The 25,168-nt window shown below is 31.3% G+C and carries 19 protein-coding genes; 7 read left to right on the top strand and 12 right to left on the bottom strand.

All coding sequences use genetic code 11. From position 1 onward, the window contains the following. The first annotated feature begins 42 nt into the window (after nucleotides 1-42). Nucleotides 43-990: a hypothetical protein gene (locus M3P09_RS11800; protein WP_249973263.1), complete on the top strand. Its 948-nt coding sequence runs from the start codon at nucleotides 43-45 to the stop codon at nucleotides 988-990. A 5-nt stretch (nucleotides 991-995) separates the two neighbouring features. On the opposite strand, the gene gldC is transcribed toward M3P09_RS11800, so the two are convergent. Then, a complete protein-coding gene (gldC, locus tag M3P09_RS11795; protein ID WP_099563820.1) occupies nucleotides 996-1,331 on the bottom strand; it encodes a gliding motility protein GldC in 336 nt (111 codons plus the stop codon). Continuing rightward, nucleotides 1,331-2,299 carry a gliding motility lipoprotein GldB gene (gene gldB / locus M3P09_RS11790; protein WP_249973262.1) on the bottom strand — a complete coding sequence of 323 codons (969 nt, stop codon included), beginning with the start codon at nucleotides 2,297-2,299 and terminating at the stop codon, nucleotides 1,331-1,333. The genes gldC and gldB overlap by 1 nt, the downstream gene beginning before the upstream one ends. Before the next feature lie 92 nt (nucleotides 2,300-2,391). Between gldB and nadE the strand changes: the two genes are divergently transcribed. Then, nucleotides 2,392-3,180, top strand: a complete 789-nt coding sequence (gene nadE, locus M3P09_RS11785; RefSeq protein ID WP_249973261.1) for an NAD(+) synthase — start codon at nucleotides 2,392-2,394, stop codon at nucleotides 3,178-3,180. A gap of 101 nt (nucleotides 3,181-3,281) precedes the next feature. Beyond that, a complete protein-coding gene (locus M3P09_RS11780; protein WP_099563823.1) occupies nucleotides 3,282-3,911 on the top strand; it encodes a response regulator in 630 nt (209 codons plus the stop codon). Here M3P09_RS11780 and dnaG read toward each other — a convergent pair. The 4 genes from dnaG to M3P09_RS11760 form a co-directional block, all read right to left on the bottom strand. Beyond that, nucleotides 3,906-5,864, bottom strand: a complete 1,959-nt coding sequence (gene dnaG / locus M3P09_RS11775; RefSeq protein ID WP_249973260.1) for a DNA primase — start codon at nucleotides 5,862-5,864, stop codon at nucleotides 3,906-3,908. The genes M3P09_RS11780 and dnaG overlap by 6 nt on opposite strands. Nucleotides 5,865-5,993: 129 nt before the next feature. Then, nucleotides 5,994-7,091, bottom strand: a complete 1,098-nt coding sequence (locus M3P09_RS11770) for a hypothetical protein (RefSeq protein ID WP_249973259.1) — start codon at nucleotides 7,089-7,091, stop codon at nucleotides 5,994-5,996. A 73-nt stretch (nucleotides 7,092-7,164) separates the two neighbouring features. Continuing rightward, nucleotides 7,165-7,929, bottom strand: coding sequence for a hypothetical protein (locus M3P09_RS11765; protein ID WP_249973258.1), 765 nt, complete (start codon nucleotides 7,927-7,929; stop codon nucleotides 7,165-7,167). After that, complete coding sequence (locus tag M3P09_RS11760) at nucleotides 7,916-8,479, bottom strand: RNA polymerase sigma factor (protein ID WP_249973257.1); 564 nt, start codon at nucleotides 8,477-8,479, stop codon at nucleotides 7,916-7,918. The genes M3P09_RS11765 and M3P09_RS11760 overlap by 14 nt, the downstream gene beginning before the upstream one ends. 240 nt (nucleotides 8,480-8,719) lie before the next feature. Between M3P09_RS11760 and M3P09_RS11755 the strand changes: the two genes are divergently transcribed. The 3 genes from M3P09_RS11755 to M3P09_RS11745 all read left to right on the top strand — a co-directional run bounded on the left by M3P09_RS11755 (nucleotide 8,720) and on the right by M3P09_RS11745 (nucleotide 11,095). After that, on the top strand, nucleotides 8,720-9,403 hold the full coding sequence (locus M3P09_RS11755) for an SGNH/GDSL hydrolase family protein (protein WP_249973256.1): 684 nt from the start codon (nucleotides 8,720-8,722) through the stop codon (nucleotides 9,401-9,403). A gap of 59 nt (nucleotides 9,404-9,462) precedes the next feature. Next, entirely contained in the window at nucleotides 9,463-10,512 is a 1,050-nt protein-coding gene (locus M3P09_RS11750) for an N-acetylmuramoyl-L-alanine amidase family protein (RefSeq protein ID WP_249973255.1), read from the top strand. A gap of 91 nt (nucleotides 10,513-10,603) precedes the next feature. Beyond that, entirely contained in the window at nucleotides 10,604-11,095 is a 492-nt protein-coding gene (locus M3P09_RS11745) for a hypothetical protein (protein WP_249973254.1), read from the top strand. Between the two features lie 172 nt (nucleotides 11,096-11,267). Here M3P09_RS11745 and M3P09_RS11740 read toward each other — a convergent pair whose 3' ends face one another. The 6 genes from M3P09_RS11740 to M3P09_RS11715 form a co-directional block, all read right to left on the bottom strand. After that, nucleotides 11,268-12,623: a UDP-N-acetylmuramate--L-alanine ligase gene (locus M3P09_RS11740; RefSeq protein WP_249973253.1), complete on the bottom strand. Its 1,356-nt coding sequence runs from the start codon at nucleotides 12,621-12,623 to the stop codon at nucleotides 11,268-11,270. Between the two features lie 63 nt (nucleotides 12,624-12,686). After that, a complete protein-coding gene (locus M3P09_RS11735) occupies nucleotides 12,687-14,084 on the bottom strand; it encodes a TolC family protein (protein ID WP_249973252.1) in 1,398 nt (465 codons plus the stop codon). After that, nucleotides 14,081-15,436 (bottom strand): HlyD family secretion protein, encoded by a 1,356-nt coding sequence (locus M3P09_RS11730; RefSeq protein WP_249973251.1) that lies wholly within the window; start codon nucleotides 15,434-15,436, stop codon nucleotides 14,081-14,083. The genes M3P09_RS11735 and M3P09_RS11730 overlap by 4 nt, the downstream gene beginning before the upstream one ends. An 11-nt stretch (nucleotides 15,437-15,447) precedes the next feature. Then, nucleotides 15,448-17,103, bottom strand: coding sequence for a peptidase domain-containing ABC transporter (locus M3P09_RS11725; RefSeq protein WP_249973250.1), 1,656 nt, complete (start codon nucleotides 17,101-17,103; stop codon nucleotides 15,448-15,450). Nucleotides 17,104-17,107: 4 nt separating this feature from the next. Next, nucleotides 17,108-17,779 (bottom strand): TetR/AcrR family transcriptional regulator, encoded by a 672-nt coding sequence (locus M3P09_RS11720; RefSeq protein WP_249973249.1) that lies wholly within the window; start codon nucleotides 17,777-17,779, stop codon nucleotides 17,108-17,110. Nucleotides 17,780-17,890: 111 nt separating this feature from the next. Then, entirely contained in the window at nucleotides 17,891-18,844 is a 954-nt protein-coding gene (locus M3P09_RS11715; RefSeq protein WP_249973248.1) for a tetratricopeptide repeat protein, read from the bottom strand. Between the two features lie 232 nt (nucleotides 18,845-19,076). Here M3P09_RS11715 and M3P09_RS11710 point away from each other — a divergent pair, with 232 nt between their 5' ends. Continuing rightward, nucleotides 19,077-25,157, top strand: coding sequence for an alpha-2-macroglobulin family protein (locus tag M3P09_RS11710; RefSeq protein WP_249973247.1), 6,081 nt, complete (start codon nucleotides 19,077-19,079; stop codon nucleotides 25,155-25,157). Nucleotides 25,158-25,168 lie beyond the last annotated feature (11 nt).

Genomic DNA, 25,168 nt, shown 5'->3' with positions numbered 1-25,168 from the left:
ATTAATATACGTATCTTGAATTACTAAATTTTTTTTGCTCAAATGAAAAAATACTTCTTTTTAATACTTTCAGCATTAACCTTAATCAATACTAGCTGTAGTTCTTCTGATTCTAATGAACAAGGCCTAACAGAGACTAAACCTGTAGGCGAGTTTATTGATGATTGGTCTTTTAGTGTTTTTCCTAAATTAGGTGACAATTTTGATTTAGCCGAATTTAAAATGTGGGTTCCTGAAGATGTTAGTGATTTAAGAGCCATTTTAATTTTATCAAACCACGCTAATGGAGGATCCTTTGGATGGTTAAGTTTAGATGAATGGAGGAACTATGCAAGAGCAGAAAAGTTAGCACTCATGGCAATTAATGTTAAAACCACTACAGCTGATGGTTTCTACACAAATGCAAGTGGCGGAAGTGGTGATGCATTAATAAAAGCACTTGATACTATTACCTATAAAAATAATTTAACTGATATAAACAAATTACCTTTTTTAATGAAAGGCTATTCTGCTGGAGGTGTTTTTAGTTATTACTTTTCCAATTTTAAACCAGAACGTATTATTGCTTTTGTAAATATTAGAGGCGGTGCTGTTGGCTTAACCTCTGACACTAATAATAATACTCCTGGGCTAATGCTATTGGGTGAAAACGATGCTGTTTCAAGAAATCAAAATATGGGAGGTGTAGTACTTTCAAAAAGAGATAAGGGTGGAGCTTTTAGTTATGCCATAGAACCCGATGTAGATCATTTTGGAAACTTAGGTCCTTCGTGGGAACTAACAAGAGCTTTTTTCTCTGTAGCATTAGACAAAAGGCTTACACCTGGATCTAATACACTTAATGTTATTCCTGAAAACACAGGTTGGTTAGGGAATAACGCTACAAAAGAAATATTTGCATTTGATAATTACCCTAACATAACAAAGCATGCCTCTTGGCTAATTGATGAGTCTTTTGCATTAAAGTGGAAAGCGTATCAAGCAAATTAAATTAATTACTTTTTTAGCTCCAATTTTTCAGCAAAATAGTCACAAAAATCTTTCATTGTCGCTGTCATTTTTTCATCTTGAGTAGCTCTATTAAATGTATCGCTCATAGCTACCAAGGTTTGATGAAAAAATACTTTCATTTCATCAACAGGCATATCTTTGGTCCATAAATCGATACGTAACGTTTCTTGAGTTTTAGCATCCCAAACAGCGAGCATCATTGCTTTAGCTTCCTCATTGGTAATGCCTCCATCTTGAGCTGTCCAATACAAGCTTTCTGGGATTCTGTTTTCATCTAACTCAACTTGCAATTCTATTTTAGAGATATGCTTTTTTTCCATTACTTACGTGGTTTAAACTTGGTGTTATTAAATATTTCTTCAGTAGATTTTATTAACATATCTTTTAATGATACATTATTTTGTTGCATGTAAGCACGCACAATTTGCCAACCAATATATTGTCCTAAACGTCCAGGTGAATCGGCATCAATCTCTTCTAAATAAAACTTTGTAAAAGGTGCTGGGTTTATAAATCTACTAGGTAATTTAGAGTCTGTACTAAACAACAATTCGCGTTCAACAAAATAACGCCATATATAGCTCTCGTTAGCAATAGCCCAATCAAACTGTTCTTGAGTATAACCAATACGCTCACTTTCAGGTTTAAATGGAACTATAACATCCTTAAAATATAACTGTTTTCCAGAATAAATCATTTCATCTAACAAAGTTCTTTTTTGTGATTGATATGTGTATTTCTTTGCATATTTGCTTGCTATATCAACAACAAGCTGTTCTTTTTTTAAATTTGCTCTTACATATTTCGGAATGTTGCCATAAACATAAAACTTATGATCATCACCTAAATAATTATCTAAAGCTATTAATGCAATAGTATCAGTAACAACTACTTTATTTCTATAATCAACATCATTAGTTACAGTAATAATTCTTGGAGGATTGAACTCTGGAAAATAATATTTTAAATGATTAAATAACGATTCTATTTCTGCTTCTACATCATTAAAAACAGGAAACACTTTATTTACTTCATTAAATAATTGAACCTGCAAGGTATCGGTCTTTTTAGCTAGCCAAAACGAATCTGAATACTTTTTTGGAAACATAAAAGGGTAAACCTTTTTTAAGTTTTTCAAATCCGGCAAAGAGGCCTCGGCAAACAATCTATCAAAACGTTCTACAGAAATATCTGTATTTATTTTAGCAATACTTTCTTGAAGTTCACTATTTTTTTTACATGATATAACTATCAAAATAATACCAAATAATAAGATTACGTTTTTCATATAAAACTTAAACGGCATAAATTTTTATTAATTGAGTGTTTCGTTTATTTTTGTTTGCAAAGGTACTATTCTTAGATTTAAATTCATTTAATATGCAAACAGAAAAAGTAGTTAATCATATTGTTAATTGGTTAAAAGAATATGCAACTAATGCCCGTGTAAATGGATTTGTTGTAGGGATATCTGGTGGTATTGATTCAGCAATAACATCAACTTTATGCGCCAAAACAGGTTTAAATGTTTTATGTGTAGAAATGCCCATACACCAAGCTCCAAGCCATGTTACCAGAGCGCAAGAACACATTGCTCAACTAAGGAATAGGTTTGATAATGTTGATGATACGCGTACTGATTTAACTCCAGTTTTTGAAGAATTTAAAACTGAAGTGTTTTTTGACGGCGACCAAGCTACTATTGATATGGCTTTAGCAAATACTAGAGCTCGTTTAAGAATGACAACGCTTTACTACTACGCTGGCCTTTATAAACTATTGGTAGCAGGAACTGGTAATAAAGTAGAAGATTTTGGAGTTGGTTTTTATACCAAATACGGTGATGGGGGTGTAGATTTAAGCCCAATAGCTGATTTAATGAAATCTGAAGTTTATAAATTAGGTGAGTTTTTGCAAGTACCAGATTCTATAATGAAAGCAGCTCCAAGTGATGGCTTATTTGGTGATGCCAGAAGCGATGAAGACCAAATTGGGGCTTCATATCCAGAACTTGAATGGGCAATGCAAATGGATGAAGCTGGTAAAACTGAAAGTAGTTTTTCTGGTAGAGAGTTAGAGGTTTTTAAAATCTATAAACGTTTTAATACATCGAACAAGCACAAAATGATTCCTATACCAATTTGCATAATTCCTAGTAATTTCAAGTAATTATTGTGATTATAACAAAAAGTCTTATCTTTACCACAAGGTAACTCTCTCAATTATAGTTGTAAAACCTCTAACAATTATAATAATAAAACCCTAGAACAATGATTAAATTACTAATAGCAGACAACCACCCAATTATTAGAAAGGGATTAGAACATCTCTTTTCAGCATCTTCAAACATAAAAATTGTTGGAAGTGTAGATGATGGCGAAGCCATCTTAGAATTTGTAAAAAATAATGATGTTGACATTATTTTAACCGAAACAGATTTTCCAAAACTTAACGGTTTAACCGTTTTACGTTATTTAAAGAAAGATTATCCAGATATTAAAACCATCATTTTTAGTAGCCAACCAGAAGAAGTATATGGTATTAACACCATTAAAGCTGGCGCTTCTGGATATATTTCTAAATCAGTTAATATCATAACCATTAACGATGCTATTTTAAGAGTTTCTGATGGTGGTATTCACTTAAGTGATGCGCTTACGCAACAACTAGCTTTTGGAAGTAAATCAAATAAATCTGGAGCTTTTTACAAAAAACTATCAACTCGTGAGTCAGAAGTTTTAAAGCTTTTAACAATTGGTAGAAAAAACAAAGAAATTTCCAAAGAGCTAAATATTAACGAAAAAACGGTAAGCACATACAAAGCTCGTTTAATGAGAAAACTAAAAGTTAACAATTTAGTTGATCTTGTAAATCAAGCAAAGCTTACTGCAGAATTATAATACACGATTCAGCTTTCTAGATAATAACATTTTTAGACTCGAATAGTCTTTTACTTCTTCAAGTATATTTCTATTCGTGTCTATTTTATTTTGTAAAGTTTCTTGCTGAAATTCTTTAACTTTTTGGTCTATTAAAAAGCAACGTAAGCTTAAAATGGTTTCGCTTACTAGTTGGGCAACATTTTGATTTTTTTCTTTTGGAAATATATTCATTCTATTCCAATCATCTAACATGTATCGTTCATCTTCCATTAATATTGTTGTTATTTGACTAGATGTTTCAGAATCAACAGAGTTTATAAATGATTTCAAGTTAAACTCAGTACTCTGATTTAAAGTATCAATAATCGTATAATACAAGGTTTTAAACTGTTCGTTCGAGAATTCCATTTCATCATCTTGTAAGTCTAAAAACACTTTTTCAAATACTTTGGCTTGATGAATTACTGGCTCTAAAATAAGGTCGCCTTTATCATTTTCTTTTAAAACTAAATCCTCAAAGTCTTCGGTCTTGTTACCGTATAGCAGTAAAACCTCTATTATCTTTCGTTCTAAGACATACTGTACATCAACTTTTTTTACAGGTTGTTGGTGCTTAATAACATCAAAGGCCTTTTGCTCATTTTTATATTTTTTATTTTCCTCTTGAAATTCTTTTTTATTAATTTGAGCTAACGTACTAAATAAAACCTCTTCACTAATGTCCATAATTCTTGCACATTCTTGAATATAAATTTCTTTTTTAATACGATCAGGGATTTTAGAAATACTGTTTACAATATCTCTAACTGTTTCGGCTTTTTTTATTGGGTCATTTTTTGAATCCTCAAATAATACTGAGGCTTTAAATTGAATAAAATCTTTTGCATTTTCATTTAAATAAAGCGCAAGTTCATCTAGTGTATGTTTTTTAGAAAAACTATCAGGATCTTCTCCTTCAGGAAACGTACAAACTTTTACATTCATCCCTTGTTCCAAAATTAAATCTATACCACGAAGAGAGGCACGCATCCCTGCTGCATCGCCATCAAAAAGCACCGTAATATTTTTTGTAAGCCTGTTTATAAGCCTTATTTGCTCAGAAGTTAAAGCAGTACCAGATGATGATACTACATTTTTAATTCCTGTTTGATGAAATTGAATAACATCGGTATACCCTTCAACTAAGTAACAATTATCCTCTTTTGCAATACTTTGCTTTGCATGATAAATACCATATAGCACTTTACTTTTATAATAAATATCGCTTTCAGGAGAATTTACATATTTGGCTGCTTTCTTGTCGGTAATCAAAATACGACCACCAAAACCTAAAACACGGCCACTCATACTTTTTATAGGAAACATTACACGACCTTTAAACCTGTCAAAGCGCTTACTTTCTTTAACAATGGTAAGTCCTGTTTTTTCAAGGTAATCTATATTATATCCTTGCTTTAAAGCTTCGTCTGTAAAGGCTTGCCATTCATCTAAAGAATACCCTAAATCAAACTTTTTAATAGTATCTTCAGTAAATCCGCGTTCTTTAAAATAACTTAATCCAATCGATTTTCCTTGGTCAGTTTTATGTAATATTTTTTGAAAATATGTGCTTGCGAACTCACTAACCAAATACAAACTTTCTCGTTCGTTTGCAGCTTCCTTTTGTTCATCGGACTGAACTGTTTCTTCAATTTCAATATTATACTTTTTTGCCAGATATTTTATCGCTTCAGGATACGTAAAATGCTCGTGTTCCATTAAAAAAGACACTGCTGTCCCTCCTTTTCCTGTAGAGAAATCTTTCCAGATTTGTTTTACTGGAGATACCATGAAACTTGGTGAACGCTCATCACTAAACGGGCTTAATCCTTTAAAATTACTACCAGCTTTTTTAAGCTGAACAAAATCACCTATTACTTCCTCTACTCGGGAAGTGTCAAATACTTGATCTATGGTTGATTGTGATATCAAATTTTAAAAATTTAAGAACAGTAAAAATAATATATTTTTAAGGATTGTGAGCATTTTAAGAGAGAACATAAAAAAGCATTAAAATTAATTTTAATGCTTTTAAATACTAACTCTAAACTTTAATTATAGTTAATCCATATCAAATCGTACTCCAAGAGATATATTATTCTGCTCTATAATTTGATCTTTAAAAATAGGTGACAAATCGTATTTTACATATAAAGCAGTACTACCAACCGCAATATAACTACTTACACCATATACCAAACTAGTAGTATTTAAACCTCCTTTAATTTTATCTTTCTGCCTTTTTCCATCTACTGTATATTTCAATTTTTGGCGCGTACCTATATTGAATCCTGCATATCCTCCAATTCCAATTTTAAATTTATTCCGAGTAGAATATCTAAAATAGGTATCTTTTTCAATCTTTTTTGACGGCCCAAATTCAAAATGCATAGGAAATACTAAATTAGTAATGGACAGTTTAGATTTTTTAAGGTTTTCAGGAAATACTTCCAACATGGTTTGATTGGCTTGACGAACAAAATATTGATTATCGTTTGGTTTTAATCCGTTAATTTGAAACGAATACCCATATTTAAAGCGTAAAAAATTGGTGTTTTTAAATACACGCGTTTTCCACGCCCAACCAATTTCAAAAAATCTAGAGCCTCCAAATTTGTATGGCGAATCATCAAGTTTCTCTCCTTCAATAATAGCATTATTTAAACCAAAGGCTATTACTAAATCACTAGTAGTTCGTCTATCATATTTTCTTTTTTTATGCTTATCATCTTTCCTTGTTCCAATAAATATAAACTCATCGTTTACCTCATCTCCCCTTCCAATACGAAAAACAAAACTGTCGTCTTCATCATCTTCTTCATTAACATTATAAACTTCACTGTTACGCTGTAAAAGCAAAATCTTATTATTAATAATTGCTATTCTATTTTCAATATTTAAAGCACGTTTTTTTGCTACTTTCTTTTTTAATTTATTGGCTTCCTCTATTGTAATTTCATTTCTATCCAATTGTTGGTTGATAGCTTCAACCTCTTCTTTTAAATACTCGCGTTCTTGAGTTTTTATTTTGTCCTTTAATGCCTTTAAAGTTTTTATTTTTTCTTGATTGTTTGCATTAGTGATCGTGTCTTGTGCATTGATTAGGTGCACATTTAAACACAACACAGCTAACACCAAATATTTAGTAATTGTTTGCATAACTGTTCGTTTATTTGATTTTTGATTAAATGATTTTTTACTATTTATAAATTTTTACTTCAATATGGTTAAATCAATCGTTACGTTGTGCTACTGCAGTTTTAACCGAATTATAACTGGATTTTAAAGCTTCCAAAACTTTATTTCTAAAAGACTGATCTAATTCTTCTTCTACATCCTGAAGTAATAAATTTGCATCAACAATTCCTGTAGAATCATTATATAATTGTTCTAAAGTGATTTCCTTTTGTGCTTCGGCAAGTAAAGCATCAATAACCTGGTCATTAACAACTAAATTGCTGTCTTTTAATTTTTTAATTTGAGCTACCAAATCTTTAACCTTTTGGTCTTCGAAAGTTAAATTTTCAGCAATTCTTTCTTCAGATTGAAGAGGTTCATTTTTTAATTTTGGTGTACCTTTTTCTTTAGCTATAGCAATGTTTTCTTTTATTAAATTTTGCTGAATTATAATTGTTTCATTTTTAATTTGGCTAGTCTTTTTTTCTTCATTAAACTTAGTTTCTTCTGTAGCTCTCTTTAACTCTTCAATGTTTTCTGTTACTATTTTAGTGTTGTCATCTTGTTTTACAACTTCTGGAGTAACAACAATTTTTGGAGTAATCTGCTCAATTGGCTTACTCTTAAAAAATTGAGACCCTACCAATAAAACACCTATAATACTAGCAGCAATACCTAACCACCAAAACGTCTTATTACTTCGTTTTTCTTCTCGGCTCTCTAAACGTTTAGATAGTCTATCCCATGCATCTGCCGATGGTTTTATAGTTCTTTTATCAAGCTTTTCCTTAATATTTTCTTCAAACTTAATTGGTGCCATAGCTTGTTTTATTTAATTTTTTAATGTTTTCTTGAAGCAGTTTACGTGCTTTAAATAACTGCGATTTTGAAGTGCCTTCGGTAATATTTAACATGTTTGCTATTTCTTGATGCTTATACCCTTCAATGGCATACATAACAAATACCATTCTGTAACCATCTGGTAGTGCGTCTATAAGTTGTTGTATTTCGGCAACTTCAATATCAGTTTTAATATTATTTACATAATCATTTTTATAATCAATATCTTCTGTAAAAAACTCAATATTATTTTTCTTGCGTAAAAACGAAATCGATTCTCGTACCATAATACGCCTTATCCACCCTTCAAAACTACCTTCACTCTTAAAACTTTTTAAATTAGAAAAAACCTTAAAAAACCCATTAAGCATTGCTTCTTCAGCGTATTGTATATCTTTTATATAGTATCTACAAACGTTTAACATTCTTGGAGCGTGCAACTCGAATAACACATGCTGTGCTTCTCGATTATTTTTAAGAGCTCTTTTTATAAGCTCTGATTCGTTTTTATGGAGTTGAATGACTTTCAAAAAATGATTTTATATGACCTTCTATTTATAAAGACGCAAATTTTGTGCTAAAGGTTGTCTGAGGTGAAAAAATATTATAAAAATAACTTAAATTAATCATCTTCAAGATTAATTTACTTGTTAATGTAAGATATAGGTACAACTACTATATAAAAACTTAAAACAGATATTTGCTACCTTAGCGTTATATGTTATAAATATATACGCATAGGCTTTAAACGCTTTAAAACGAAACAATAAATGAAAAAAAACATTATCATTATGCTATTATCAGCATTTACATCAGGTGCAGTACAAGCCCAAGATTGGGCAAACTTAAAACGGTTTGAAAAAGAAAACATAGAGTTAGAAGCTCCTAAAAAAAACGAGCAGCGTATTGTATTTATGGGCAACTCCATAACAGAGGGGTGGAAAAACATTCGGCCTGATTTTTTTGCCAATAAACCATATATAAATAGAGGTATAAGTGGACAAACTACACCGCAAATGTTATTGCGATTTAGACAAGATGTTATCAATCTTTCTCCTTCGGTCGTGGTTATATTGGCTGGTATAAATGATATTGCTGGAAATACAGGTCCTTCAACTATTGAAATGATTTCAAATAATATATTATCAATGGCAGAATTAGCCAAATCAAATAACATAAAAGTTGTTTTATGTTCTGTGCTTCCTGCTTATGATTTCCCATGGAGACCAGGGCTAGAACCTGCTGAAAAAGTTATAAAACTTAACTCAATACTAAAATCTTATGCTAAAAAGAATAATTTAGTTTATGTGGATTATTTTTCGGCAATGGTTAACAAATCAAAAGGCTTAAAAGAAGATTTAGGAAGTGATGGGATACATCCTAATGCTAAAGGGTATAAAATTATGGAGCCAATTATTGAAAAAGGTATTGCTTTTGCTTTAAATAACAATTAAATAACAATATGGGAGTTAGTAGACTAAACATTTTCTGCTAATAATATAATTAATCTTGAATGTTAAGAAGACTCATTTTATTTGCCTTTTTATTTTTTATAAGCTTTATATCTCTTGCCCAAACTCCAGAAAAAACAGTTATTGCAAAAAAAGGTGATGGTATATATTCTTTGCTTCGAAACAATGGCTTAGATCCTACAAAATATTTAAAAAAATTTATTGCCCTAAATAAAGCGCAGTTAAAACCCAATAATCAATTATTAATTGGCGAAAGTTATATACTCCCTAAAGCTGAAATAATAATTGAAGAACCGCATACTATAACTGATAGTATTCCTTCAAAGGTTATAGACAGTATTACTGTTGTAAACAAAATTAACTTTCCTCTTTTTGGAAAAAAGCACAGTGTTTTTAATATTGAAAGCAAAAAACTTGATGGCGCTATTTATTATTTAATTTCTGGTCATGGAGGCCCGGATCCTGGAGCTATTACAACCTATAATAACACAACTATTTCTGAAGATGAATATGCCTATGATGTTACCTTAAGACTCGCTAAACGACTTCTTTCCAACGGAGCAAAAGTTTACATTATAATAAAGGATGAAAATGATGGCATTAGAGATAAACGCATTTTAGAGATTGATTATGATGAAGTTTGTTACGTAAATAAAAAAATACCTAGAAACCAAACATTACGCTTGCGCCAACGCACTCGAACAGTTAACACATTATTCATGAAACATAAAGGTGCTTACCAAAGGCTTATTGTAACTCATGTTGATAGTAGAAGTGAAAATAAAAATATTGATGTTTTTTTCTATCACCATAAAAAAAGTAAAAACGGAAAACGATTAGCCACAAATATTCTTGAGTCTTTTAAAGAAAAATACGCTGAACATCAGCCCAACAGAACATATGCAGGATCGGTTAGCTCCCGAGGTTTGTATTTAATTAAAAACACATTCCCGCCAATGGTTTATATTGAACTAGGTAATATTAAAAATAAGAAAGATCAAAAACGTATTTTGGATTATGAAAACAGGGAGGCTCTCGCTAATTGGATTTATGGTGGTCTTTTGGTAGATTTTAATAGCACTAATGAATAGTCTTAATTCAAGAACTGACTCTTGACTTTGTCAGAAAATTTGGCTAACTTCGTTTAACGTCGGATATAAGTCATTAAAACGACGCATATCCGTGAAAAACATTAGCCAACATTTGATGAGCAACCTGCTAAAAATAGAAATTATAGAAAATGACAAAGGAGGACACGAAGATTTAATCTTTGAAATTCCAAATTTGATAAGTCAGCGGAAATTTGACACTTATTATTTTGCTTTAGCAATTGAGCCGAAAAACGGAATAAAGGAAATTAAAAATGCCGTTGCGGAATTAATCGCTTCGTGGAATAAAAAGCAAACGAAAATGAAAAACGGACAAGTTATTTACTTGCCAATTGATTTTTCAGACCAATATACCGGCTGTTTAAGAGTGGAAAAAGAAAACGACTTGAATTTGACATACGGATTTTCAAGACGAGCAGGTTGGAGCGTTGACCCAATAAATCCGACTGAATATTATGAATCAATAACTGACTTTGGTACCGAAAATGAAAAGTTATTGATTGTAAACCAATCGGAATTTGAAGAATGTTTGGCTGAATTGATTGAAAAACTAAAATCGGAATGAAAAAACGTTGGGTAACAATGTATAACCGCAATTACGGCGGATTCGTCTTCGTCTGAATCCACTCGTTAATTACTAACGTTAGTTCTTAAACGAAATATGTAACTTTAATCCCGTAACAACAGTTATACAAATACGTTAAACGAACTCAACTTCTATTCATTGAATGAAAACCCTAATTAATAAGCTTAGTTACCTCATCAAAATCTAGTCCGCCATAATTACCAGAACTCATCAATAACAATGCTTTATCATCAAAGTTTTGAGAGAATAAAAAGTCTTTAAAGTCGGCTGGATTGGTGTAAATAATTAAATCGTCACGCTCAAAAGCATTTGAGATTTGCTCATGAGTCACTTCTTCTAATTTTTTAATTTCAACGGCATGAGGGGAATAAAATACTACTGCAATATCGGCTGAATCTAACGCTCCTTTGTATTCTTTTAAAAACTCAGCATTTAAACTGCTGTAAGTATGCAATTCTAAACAAGCTACTAGAGTTCTGTTTTTATATTGTTCTTTAACCGCATTGGTAGTAGCTTCAACTTTACTTGGCGAGTGTGCAAAATCTTTATAAGCAACGCTGGTTTTACTTTCTGCAATTTTTTCAAGACGCTTGCTAGCACCTTTAAAAGTAGCTATAGCTTCATAAAAATCGTCTTCGTCAATACCCATATGCTGACAAATCCATTTAGCTCCTGCCAAATTATTAAGATTATGCTTTCCAAAAACTTCAATTGGTAAATCACCTTCTGGAGTTTCCAATAATGTTTGTCCGTTTTCAACAGTGTATTCTGGAGTTTGGTAAGCTATCTTTCTAATGGTATTCTCACTCGCTTCAACAACGCGTTTAACATCATCATCTTCCTCATTATAATTTATACTACCGCCATTAACTATAGAATCTACAAAAATGCTAAACTGTTCTACATAGTTTTCGTAGGTAGGAAAAACGTTAATATGGTCCCAAGCAATACCACTTAATAAAGCAATGTTAGGTTTGTATAAATGAAATTTTGGTCGTCTATCAATTGGAGAACTTAAATATTCATCACCTTCTAAAACTATAAAATCATTTTCTTCGGTAAGCTTTACCATAACATCAAAACCATCTAACTGGGCCCCAACCATATAATCAACATCCCTATCATGGTAATGCATAACATGAAGTATCATTGAAGTTATAGTTGTTTTCCCGTGACTTCCACCAATAACAACCCTTGTTTTATGTTTAGATTGTTCATACAAAAACTCTGGATAAGAATATATTTTTAAACCTAATTCTTGAGCTTTTAACAGCTCAGGATTATCAGCTTTAGCATGCATTCCCAAAACAATAGCATCTAAACTATTTGTTATTTTTTCAGGAAACCAACCAAACGCTTTTGGCAAAAGTCCCTTAGCGTTTAAACGCGATTTTGATGGCTCGAAAATAATGTCATCGCTCCCAGTTACGTTATATTCTCTATTGTGTAATGCTAGTGCTAAATTATGCATTGCTGCACCACCAATGGCTATAAAATGTACGTTCATATATACTTACTATGTAGTGTTCAAATATACTTTTTTTACTATGAATACGCGAACAATTCCTGCCTATATATTTGGATTTACAGCCAGACTATTAAACAATTTAGCTTTGGTGCTAAAAAATTCATTTTGCAATTCTATGGCTTTTAACTTTACATCTATTAATTTACTTTCTCGAGAATTTACTAAAAATAAAGAGCTTTCTCCTAACATGAATTTCCGTTCTTCTGCTTTAACTAAATTTTCATAGTCTTCAACAATAGTTTCAGTCAAATCATTTTGAACAATATACGATGTCAACTCTTTTTTTATAGCGGTAATTTTATTCCCAATATTTAATTGAGAAGTAACTATTTCATATTTAATATCTTTAAGTTTTAGCTTAGCTAATTTTAAATTCCCTCGTTCTTTTCTTAAAAATAAAGGAAAAACAAAATTTAAACCACTCTTATAATTTAAAGTATTAAAAGCATTTAGCACTTCTGGCGTTTGAGTTAAAAAATTATATTCCAAATTAACTTTTGGTAATAACATGTTTGCTTTTAAACGTTTATCAATCATTAAACTTTGTTGTTTATAGTTTAGAGATTGTAATTTAGGATGCTTCTCTAAATCAAAATCGCCAGTTATCAATTCAGAAATCTCCAAAACTGAATCTATTATAGTTTCACTATCAACATCCGGAATAACATTAGATTGTAATTCTACAGGAATATTACCATCTAACCAAAGGTAATTTGATAATTCAAGAGAGGCTTTTAATAGTTTTACATTAGCTTTTTCTAAATTAAGTTTTCTATTGTTTACCGTTATTCGTGCTTCTAGAGAATCAACAGCTGCAGTTTCTCCTAACCTTACCTGTTGTTTTACACCGTCAAACCTTACCAAGGCGTTGGCCAAAAACTCCTTATAAACTTGTGCTTCATTATACCTTCTTAGCCAATTGAAATAAACTAAGGAAGCATCATATAAAATGGAATTTACTACAATATTTCTATCAACTTTAGCTTGCTCTCTAAAAAATTTGGCTTGCTTAAGCGCTGCCATTCTTTTATTAATCAATAATCCTTGCGCTACTGAAAATGACACTCCGGCACTATACACCCCATCTTGAGGAAGTGCCGCTTCTGGGTTTAAAAATACGCCATCAGCTTCTTCAAAATTCGCTTTCAATTCTATACCATACCATGTTGGAATTTTGAATGTTGCATTTAGTTTATCAAAGTATTCTGTATTTTTAAATTTTTTCCTTTCATAATCAACTTCAATTTTAGGGTCAAAACCCCCTCTAGCTTTCATTAGTTTTGCTTGACTTTTATCAATAATAAGATTAGCTTGTTTAACTATAGGATGGTAAGCTTTTATATAACCTAAATACTCATCAAAACGCATAACAGTAGTTTCATCTTGAGCAAATAAAGAGCCATAAATGCAGACACACAGTATAATTAATAGTTGCTTCATGCCTTGTTTTTTTTATCTGAATCTTGTTGAGTTGGCTTATAGTAATTTGGTGGAAATCCGTTTAGTTTTCGCCATAATTCAAACCAAATTGGAACATCGTTTAATAACGCCATAGTTTTTGCCCCAGAACCTACTCGAATGGCTTCTGGCCAAGTATTATTTTCATTTTCTGGCGCAAGCAAAACGCGATACTTCCCATTATCGCTAATAAAATTTTCTATGGCTACAATTTTGCCTCCATAGGTTCCGTATGACACATTTGGCCATCCGCTAAAAACGATGGCTGGCCATCCATCAAACTGTATTCTCACCTTTTCGCCAATATTTAATAAGGGTAAATCTATTGGTTCAACATAAGTCTCTACTGCCAAATCATATTGTGTTGGCATAATACCAACTAAACGGTCGCCTTCTTTAAAGGTTTCTCCTAAGCCTCCTCGAATAGCTTTATTTATAAACCCATCTTGAGGTGCTGTAACATAGCGTAATTTATTTCGTATTTCGTAATTTGAAAAACTATTTTCAAGTTTACTTACTTGTGCTTCAGCATTAAACCTATTAGATTCTGCAGTGAATTTATCACTTTGTGCTTTTGAAATTTTATCATTATAAGAAGCTCGTATTCGGGATATTTCAACTTCAGCATTTATAATATTATTTTTACTTGCCAATAACTTATTTTCCTGAGATATTAATTTTGCTTGAGTTTCTTGAAGCTTTAAACGCTTTGTTTCAACATCTTTCAATGCTTTCAACCCTTCTTCTTGGAGCATACGGGTTCTGTTATACTGTCTTTGGGCAATATCTATGTTTGTTTGAGCAGCTTTTAAGTCTATACTATCACTCTTTACTTTTAAATGTGATTGCATAAGCTTATTTTTAGCTTGCTTTAGTTTCAAACTACGTTCTGTAGACAAAGCTAATACTTGACGCTCTAAAGCTTTAGTTTTTTCAGAATAGGAATTAACTGATGATGCTTTAGAATTAATTTGCTCCTGAGTTCTTTCGACTAAATTAGGATCAAAATAGTCACTTTTAATTTCCGAAATCTCTAAAATAGTATCTCCTTTTTTTACTTGATCGCCTTCTTGCACATACCATTTTTCTATTTTACCTGGAATTGGAGATTGAATGGTTTGTGGTCTCTGGTCCAACTTTAATGTTGTTACCTTTCCATTCCCTGTAATATTTTGAGTCCATGGAAAAAATAAAACGATAAAAGAAAAAATAGCCGCACCTAAAAGAAGCCTATTAAAGTGTTTATAATAATTTTTATTAAAAGTTTTTTGGCCCGATTTATACTTTAAAAAATCGAATTTTTTATTTAATGTATTGTGAGATATATTTAACATAATAAGCCTTTTTAAACAATTTTCCCTTTTTTAAGTGTTATTACGTTTTCGCATTTTTTTTGCCAATTTTCATTAGCACTAGCGATAATAAGTGTCCAAGGATTCTTTTTATCCAAGAGAAAGTCCATTATACGATTTATCTCTTGTGCTTCAAATTGATCTAAAGGATCCTCAAGTATTAACAATTTTGGTTTTTTTACAATTGCCCTAGCCAAAATTATTTTTTTAGTAATAGCATAAGATATACGTTTCCCTTCTGGATATATAATGGTATTCAAACCTTTTGATTGCTCTTTAACAAAGCTTTTTAGTCCTGTTTTATCAATTGCCCAAAACACATCATCATCTGTAATACTCTCATCTCCAAAAGTGATATTTTCTCTAAGTGTTGCCTCAAAAGGTGTTTCCTCAGACAGTGAGAGCCCTACTTGTGATCGATATGTGTTAATTTGCATATTGTCTAATGATGTATTGTCTAAAAAAACAGTTCCTCTTGTTGGTTTTATAATTCCAGCTAACAAACGTAATAAGCTAGATTTTCCTGAACCATTCTCTCCACTAACAAGTATGCTTGTATTTGCATTAATTTTTAGGTTTATGTCTTCTAGAATATTCTTTTCTCTATTCTGCACATTATAATTAACGCCTTCTAGTTCTAATAGAAAATCATCTTTAAAACTTGAGATTTCACCATCTTGACCTTCTAATTCTTTATCAACAACTTGTCCTATCTTCTCTAAAGAAGTTAAAATATCATAGAAGGACTCAAGACCTAAAATTAGTTTTTCTACTGAGCTTATAACTATTAAAATAATAATTTCAGCCGCTACAAATTGCCCTATATTCATTTTTTGCTGTAGCACTAAAACGCCTCCTATTATTAATAAACTTGCAGTTACTATAACTTTAAAGCCTATCATTTGGGTAAACTGAACAACTAAAATTTTAAAATGACCTTCTCTAGCATCCAAATATTTAACAACTAGTTCATCATTCTTATTTAGGGCCAAATTAGTTTTCCCAGAAAGCTTAAAACTTACAACTGTTCTTGCAACTTCTTGAATCCAATGTGCCACCTTATATTTATTTTTAGACTCATCAAGGCTAGTTTCCATACCTTTATTGGCTGTAAACTTAAAAACCAAGTAAACCAACAACAGCAACAATAAACCAAATACAATAAAGAATGGATGATAAAGCGATAGCAGAATAAGCGCAAATAAAATTTGAATAACTCCGGTAGGGATATCTACCAATATTTTAGACAATCCTTTTTGCACATTAAGTGTATCAAAAAAATGATTTGCTAATTCCGGCGGGTAATAACTTCGTAGCTCATTCATTTTAATCTTAGGAAAACGAAAAACAAACTCAAAGGACGATCTCGTAAAAACACGTTGCTGAATACTTTCTATAATACGCATTTGCATAAGCTGCAAAACTCCTGTAAAAGCAACACCTACAGTTACTAAAATCACTAATACAATCCAAGATGTTGTAATTTGTGCACCTTGAATTAAATTAATTATTGCTTGTATTCCCAAAGGCAAAGACAATGAAACTAAACTTCCAAAAATCGCATAATAAAAAACTTGTAATACTGCGCGTTTTTCTAATCTCAGCAAGCCAAAAAGCCTTTGCCAAGGTGTCATAGTAGGATGATTCATAAGTTTATTTTAAGGCTTTAAAAGTTAGGTCAATAAAAAACTGTGAGGGTGTTGTAGAGTCATCACAATCTGTAATAGATTTAAAATGATCCTTTAAAAAATGCTGATGCAAAGCCCCTTCTATTATGGTACTTGCAAGGCTAGAAGCGTACACATAGTTAGGGTTTACGTTTAGTATCATTTCTCGTAGTCTTGATACTAATCTTTTATAAATAATAAAGTATCCTTCCTTATTTTCGGTATCTACTTCTTTAGTTAAATATGATTTAGAATATTCGTTTATAACAATTCTGTTCAATACCTCTTCATTGATATGCGAAAAATTACTATCTTTTTTAATACTTCGGGCTACAATTTGTATTGCTTTTTCTAATTGTAGTTTATGATCAGAAATATTATGTGTTTCAAAAACAAGCTGATACTCTATCCAAGCCCAATACCACGATGTTAAATACAACAGCAACTTATGTTTACTTTCAAAATATCGGTATAAAGAACTCTCGTTAGAACCAATTTTTGTTCCTAGCTTTTTAAACGTAAAATCATCAAAACCAATTTCATCAATTAATAAAATACTATGCTCAATAATTCGCTTACCTAACTGGGAAGATTCTGGGTCCTTAATAAAGATTTTATCCGGAACTATTATTTTTAAATTTGATAGTAAATTTTTCATTTATAAACATTTTAATTGCAAATATAATAGTAATACTATTAATTTGAAAAATAAAAACAAAAAAAGTTACACAATCAAGCACAACTTATTGAATGCTAACTACTTAAAAAATTACAAATTTAAGATGTTTTGCCTTTGTTTCTTAAAAATATCTATTTCTGGCAGCTTATTAATGGCTAAATTGATATACTTTAAAGCTTCGGATTTATTTTTTTTATGCGTATTTATTTGTGCCAATCGGTAGTGAGCCCAGGCTTTAGGAACACCATCCTTAGCTGAATAATTGGTTATATATGTGTGTAAACAGCGCTCTCCCTTTTCAAGCTGGATATTATATTCAGCAGCAACTTTTCCAATTTGATAATGCAGTGCATTACGCTGATGATTTTGTTGAGTAGCCTCAATATTTTTTATAGCTTTTTGAGGTTGTTTTTGATTTTTGTAAAAATTGGTAAGTTTGTTAAAACAGGTTAAAGATCCGCCTTCTGCAATTGCCATTTTATAATATTTTTCGGCTAATTCTGGTTCATCATCATACTCCCAAATATATCCTTTAGCCAAATAACCATCTACTTTCGAGAGTGCCTCTAATTCGTTTGCATATTTTAACGATTTACTTTTACTACCACCAATAATACCAGGCAATTGCATATATAATTCCACTAAAGCCCATCGCGTGTCAATATGATTTTTGTCTAACTCCGCCGCTTTTAAAAAAGCTCTTTTTACATCCCCAATAATTCCTAGCGCTTTAAATTTACTAACCGACAGGGCTTTCATGCCTAAAGCTCCACCATGTTTATAATGGTAATTGGCATTGTTTTTTTGCGTATTTACAAGTTTTTTGTACTGATGTATAGCTTCGTTCCATTTTTTTTGATGTCCGTAAGCATCTCCTAATAATTCAATGGCTTTTATGTTATTTGGATTACTTCTTAGAAATTCAATAATTATTTGCTCTGCTTTTACAAACTGCTTTTTTTGAAAAAGGTCATTAACATCATTTAGCTCTGATTGACTAAATATGAGTATTGGAAAGAGAAATAGAAACAAAAGCTTATTCATGATGATTTAGGTCGAAAATACAAAGTTAAACATTACACTTTACTTGAAAAATGGTTAACTTCACTCAACTAACGAAAGTAATTACTCATTTATTCTTTTTTGGAATAACTTTTGAAAGTAGATTAGAGACAAATTAAAGCAAATGAAACATCCATAACTAAAATTTTGTCGCACAAAGAAATGGTTTTATGGGTGCTATATGTGGCTTTAAAAAAACAATAAGTATAAACACATGAAACGTACACTATCTATATTAATGATTATTCTTTTTTCAAATTTAACCTTAGCTCAAAACCCAGATTATAAAATGTTATGGGATAAAGTTGAAAAACTGGAAGTTGAAGGATTGCCAAAATCGGCACTTAAAATTGTTGAAGATATTTCAGTGAAAGCTAAAAAAGATAAAAATCATCCTCAACTTATTAAAACAATGCTTTTTAAAAGTAAGTTTGCTTTGGTTTTAGAGGAAGATGCACAGTTAAAAATTATTAATAGTTTTAATAGTGAAATTGAACAGAGTTCCTTTCCAACAAAAAACATTCTAGAAAACATACTAGCTAACTTGTATTGGCAATATTTCAATCAAAACAGATGGCAGTTTTACAACAGAACTAAAACTTCTGAAAAAGTTGATTCCAACGATTTTAGAACTTGGGATTTACAAACACTTTTTAGCGAAATACACATTCATTATAAAAAATCTTTGCAAAATGGCTTGATGCTTCAATTAGAGCCATTAAGTAATTATAGTGTGCTTATAAATGAACAAAAAGGGTCTAAAATTTACAGACCAACGCTATTTGATTTTTTAAGCCATAATGCCTTACTATTTTATAAATCAAATGAAACGCATATTACCAAACCTGCTTATAAATTTGAGATTGACAATCCTGATTTTTTGGGTGATGCAAATACGTTTTCAAATTTAAATTTGGAATCTAAAGATTCAACTTCATTACAACTAAACGCTTTAAAAATTTATCAAACTTTAATTCAATTTCATTTAAAAGATGAATCGCCTTTAGCGTTAGCTGACGTAAACATAAATCGTTTAAAATTTGTAAATCAACATGCCACTTTTAGTAACAAACAAACCATTTTATTAAATGCATTAAAATCAGAGAGTGAACAATTAAAATCACATGAAGTTTCAGGATTATATGATTACGAAATCGCCTCTATCTACTATCAACAAGGATTAGAGTATCAACCAAAAAATAAAGAAGAAAACCGCTGGAAAGCTAAAGAAGCCATTGATATTTGCAACACCGTTATCACCAAATTCCCAAAGAGTAAAGGTGCAGAAATGTGTGCTATATTAAAGCAGCAAATGGAACAACAATCGTTGCAAATTACTACTGAAAATTTTCTGCCAATTCTTCAAGATGCACGTTTGTTAGTACGTTATAAAAACTTAAATGAACTTCAATTTAAGGTCTTTAAAATTTCTAGAAATCAATTCAATAAATTCAATAAAATCTATAGAGAGGAAGAACAACTAGCTTTTATTAAAAAGCTAAAAATCACAACCAGTTGGAATAACACATTACGCAATGAAGAAGATTATCAAACACATACTACAGAGGTTTTATTGCCTAAGCTTAATAATGGTACTTATCTAATTTATACATCTCCAAAAAATAGAGAAAGCACTTTTGCGTTTAGTACGATTCAAGTTACCAATTTAGCTTTAGTTGAAACGGATAATAGTGATTATAAAACTTTTCAAATTATTGATAGAAATAACGGAAATCCTATTAATAATACTAAAGTTGAGTTAAGTTTTATTGAAGATAATGACCGAAGTAAACAAACCGAAAATTACACAACAGACATTTATGGGCGTATTAAAATTAAGAAATCAAAAAAGCGCTACAGAAATATCCATTTAAAAGTAAAACATGGTAGCGATGTGGCATATTTTGGAGATTATTATATCTATCAATATTATAAAAATGAAAAAGAAAAAGAAAATTATAAGTCTTTCTTATTTACTGATAGAAGTATTTACAGACCAGGACAAACCGTTTATTTTAAAGGCATAGCAATGAAAACTGAAGATAATAAGTCTGAAGTTTTAGAAAATGAAAAGGTTTATGCTATTTTATATAATGTAAATGGAGAAGAGTTAAAAGTATTAAACTTAAAAACAAATGAATTTGGTTCTGTTTCTGGCGAATTTATTTTACCTAACAATGGTTTAAACGGACAATACTATATTGAATTTGATACCGAATCTGGTTTTGATGCAGAAAGTAATACCTATTTTTCTGTTGAAGAATACAAACGTCCTAAGTTTGAAACCAAGTTTAATCCTGTAACTGAAACTTATAAAGTTAACGATTCTGTAACCATAAAAGGGAATGCTTTAGCATATGCAGGCAGCAATATTACTGATGCCAAAGTGGTGTATCGCGTTCACCGCAAAGTAGAATATCCGCACTGGTATTTTTGGTACCGCCCTTGGTTTAATAGTGAACCACAAGAAATTACTCATGGAGAAAGCATTACTAATGATAAAGGTGAGTTTGAAATCACATTTAAAGCACAACCAGACCAAAGTGTTGATAAAAGTAGCTTACCTATTTTCAAATATGAAGTTACTGCTGATGTCACCGATTTAAATGGAGAAACAAGTAGCGCTACGTCAGTTGTTAATGTTGGCTATCATGCTTTAATAGCAAAAATGTCTATTGCAAACCTTTTAGATAAAACTAAAAAAACGCATGCTATTGACATTGATACCAAAAATTTAAATGGTGAGTTTGTGCCAGCAAAAGGAACCATTAAAATTTACAAATTACTAGCACCAAATTCAGTTTTAAGGCAGCGTCCTTGGGCAGCACCAGATTATCAGGTTTTTACAGAAAATGATTTTAAAAACTTATTTCCGCATGATGCCTATAATAATGAGCAAAACTCAAATAACTGGAAGAAAGGTAAGCTAGTTTTTATATCGTCCTTTAATACTGAAACTACAAAAAAACTTAACCTTGGTAAGACTAAAAAGTGGCAATCTGGTCAATATATTATCACTTTAGAGAGTAAGGATAAATTTGGTCAAATTGTAAAAGATGAAATTAAAACCACTCTTTATAGTGATAAAGATGAAACCTTAGCAGACCATCAATTGTTTAGTATCACAAGTGATAAATCTAAATATAATACTGGCGATACTGCAATCATAACTTTGGCTTCTGCAGCCAGCAATTTAAACGTTACTGTTTCTGTTGAAAAAAGCAACAAGGTTATAAAAACACAAATTATTCAATTAAATAATAATAAAAAAACCATTAGTGTTCCTATAACAGATGAAGACATTGGTGGCTTTTCTCTTAATTATAGTTTTGCAGTTTTTAATAGTTTTCAATCTAGCACTTTGAATATATCTGTGCCCTACCCAAAAACCGATTTAGATATTGAAACCACAACATTTAGAGATAAATTACAACCTGGAACAGACGAAACTTGGAGCTTTAAAATTAAAGGCCCCAAAGGCGATAAAGTAAGTGCAGAGTTATTAGCGAGTATGTACGATGCATCTTTAGATCAGTTTAAGCCTCATACTTGGAGTTTTAACCCCATTAGTAATCCAACATATTACTCATATAATAATAGCAATGCAAGACAGAGTTTTGGTACACGTAATTTTAGAGTTTATAATGATAGAGTTCGTAAATATTATCAGCATCAAAATTATGACCAATTGAATTGGTTTGGGTTTAGTTTTGGGAATAATTACAATTTAAGAATTAGAGGGAATGCAAGTGTATCTCGAACACTAAGCGGAAGAGCAGCTGGAGTCCAAGTTGTTACTGATGAAATGGAAGTTGAAGAAAGTATGATGCTTAATTCTGAAGCTGACTTAGATGAAGTTGTAGTTGTTGGATATGGGACTCAAAAGAAAAAGGATTTGGTCGGTAGTAGTATTGAGGATAGCACTTCTACAAGTTCAATAGAAAAACCAAACTTCGACAATGTAAAAATTCGTAAAAACCTTCAAGAAACAGCCTTTTTCTTTCCGCAGTTAAAAACAGATGAAGGTGGCAACGTAAGTTTCAGTTTTACAACACCAGAAGCTTTAACCCAATGGAAATTACAATTATTGTCACACACCAAAACTTTAGAAAGTGCCACCAAAACCTTAACAACGGTTACACAAAAAGAATTGATGGTAATACCAAACGCGCCTCGTTTTTTAAGAGAAGGTGACAACATAAGTATTAGCACAAAGATTGCAAACTTAACCGATGCGTCATTATCTGGAAATGCTATTTTAATATTAACCGACGCTATTTCTGGAAATGCTATTGACACAAAACTTAGTAATTCAGAAAACAATAAAGCCTTTACTGTAGATACAAAAGGCAATACGCAAGTATCGTGGAATTTATCTATTCCTAATGATGTACAGGCTGTTCAATACAAAGTGATAGCAAAATCTGGAGATTTTAGTGATGGTGAACAAAATGCGTTGCCCGTTTTAAGCAACCGCATGTTGGTTACCGAAACACTCCCTATGTGGATTAGAAGTAACCAAACTAAAACATTCACATTGGACAAGTTGAAAAATGTGTCTTCAACTAGCCTTAAAAACCATAAATTGACATTGGAAATGACTTCCAACCCAGCATGGTACGCGATACAAGCCCTTCCCTATTTAATGGAATACCCTTATGAATGTAACGAACAGACCTTTTCGCGTTATTATGCAAACGCCTTAGCAAGTCATATTGCAAATTCCAACCCAAGAATTCAAGAGGTTTTCAATCAGTGGGCATCTCAAGATGCACTTATTTCAAATTTAGAAAAGAATGAAGAACTGAAATCTATTTTAATTCAAGAAACACCTTGGTTACGTGACGCACAAAGTGAAACGGAACAGAAAAAGCGCATCGCTTTGTTATTTGATTTAAACAAAATGAATAACGAGTTGCAATCTGCAAAACGTAAACTAGAACAAAATCAAATGTCATCTGGTGGATGGTCTTGGTTTAAAGGAGGTCTTGAAAACAGATATATTACACAACACATTATTACTGGTTTTGGGCACTTAAATAAGCTTAATGTTATTCAGAGCGATAGTGAAGAATCTATGATTAAAAAAGCCATCAACTATTTAGATGCAGAATTTATAAAAGAATACAATGACATCAGAAAATACGATTCAAAAATTGACTTAAAAAAAGATCATTTAAGCTACACCCAATTACACTATTTATACATGCGAAGCTTTTATCCAGAGATTAAAAAGTCTGCTGAAGTTGAAAAGGTTACTAAATATTACCAAACTCAAATTCAAAAATACTGGTTAAAACAATCGTTATACGCGAAAGGGTTAATTGCTTTAGTTACTGATAGAATGGGTGATAAAAAGACCTCAACGAAGATTTTAAAATCATTAAAAGAAAATAGTATTACATCTGATGAATTAGGTATGTATTGGAAAACCAATACCAATTCTTGGTATTGGTATCAAGCGCCGATTGAAACTCAAGCATTACTAATTGAAGTTTTCGCTGAAATTGAAAATGACACTAAAACTATTGATAATCTTAAAATATGGTTACTTAAAAACAAGCAAACAAATCGTTGGAAAACGACCAAAGCGACTACTGAATCTGTTTATGCTTTATTACTACAAGGAAGCGACTGGTTGAGTGTAACCGATATGATTGATGTGGTTTTAGGCGGGCAAAAAATAGAGCCTTCAAAATTAGAAGATGTGAAAATTGAAGCTGGGACAGGCTATTTTAAAACGTCTTGGAATACATCAGAAATTAAACCAGAAATGGCAGACGTTCAAATCACTAAAAAAGGAAATGGTATTGCTTGGGGAAGTTTGTACTGGCAATATTTTGAAGATTTAGATAAGATTTCATCGGCCGAAACACCACTTAAATTAAGTAAAAAGCTATTCATTAAAAGGAACACAGATACAGGTGAAGCCATTTCTGAAATAACTCAAGGAACCAAAGTTCAAATTGGTGATTTAGTTCGTGTTCGTATTGAATTACGAAGCGATAGAGCTATGGAATTTGTGCATATGAAAGATATGCGAGCATCTGGTTTAGAACCAGTAAATGTATTATCGCAATACAAATGGCAAGATGGTTTAGGGTATTATGAAAGCACTAAAGATGCAAGTACCAATTTCTTTTTTGATTATTTACCAAAAGGCGTTTATGTATTTGAATATGACTTAAGAGTTAACAATTCTGGGAATATGAGCAATGGCATCACAACTATTCAAAGCATGTACGCGCCAGAATTTAGCAGCCATAGTGAAGGCGTTAGAATTTTAGTTGATTAAATTTAACGTCA

Source organism: Jejuia spongiicola (assembly GCF_023502325.1).
Lineage (GTDB): Bacteria > Bacteroidota > Bacteroidia > Flavobacteriales > Flavobacteriaceae > Wocania_A > Wocania_A spongiicola.
The sequence above is the reverse complement of the archived record's forward strand: the minus strand, read 5'-3'. Positions and strand labels throughout refer to the sequence as shown.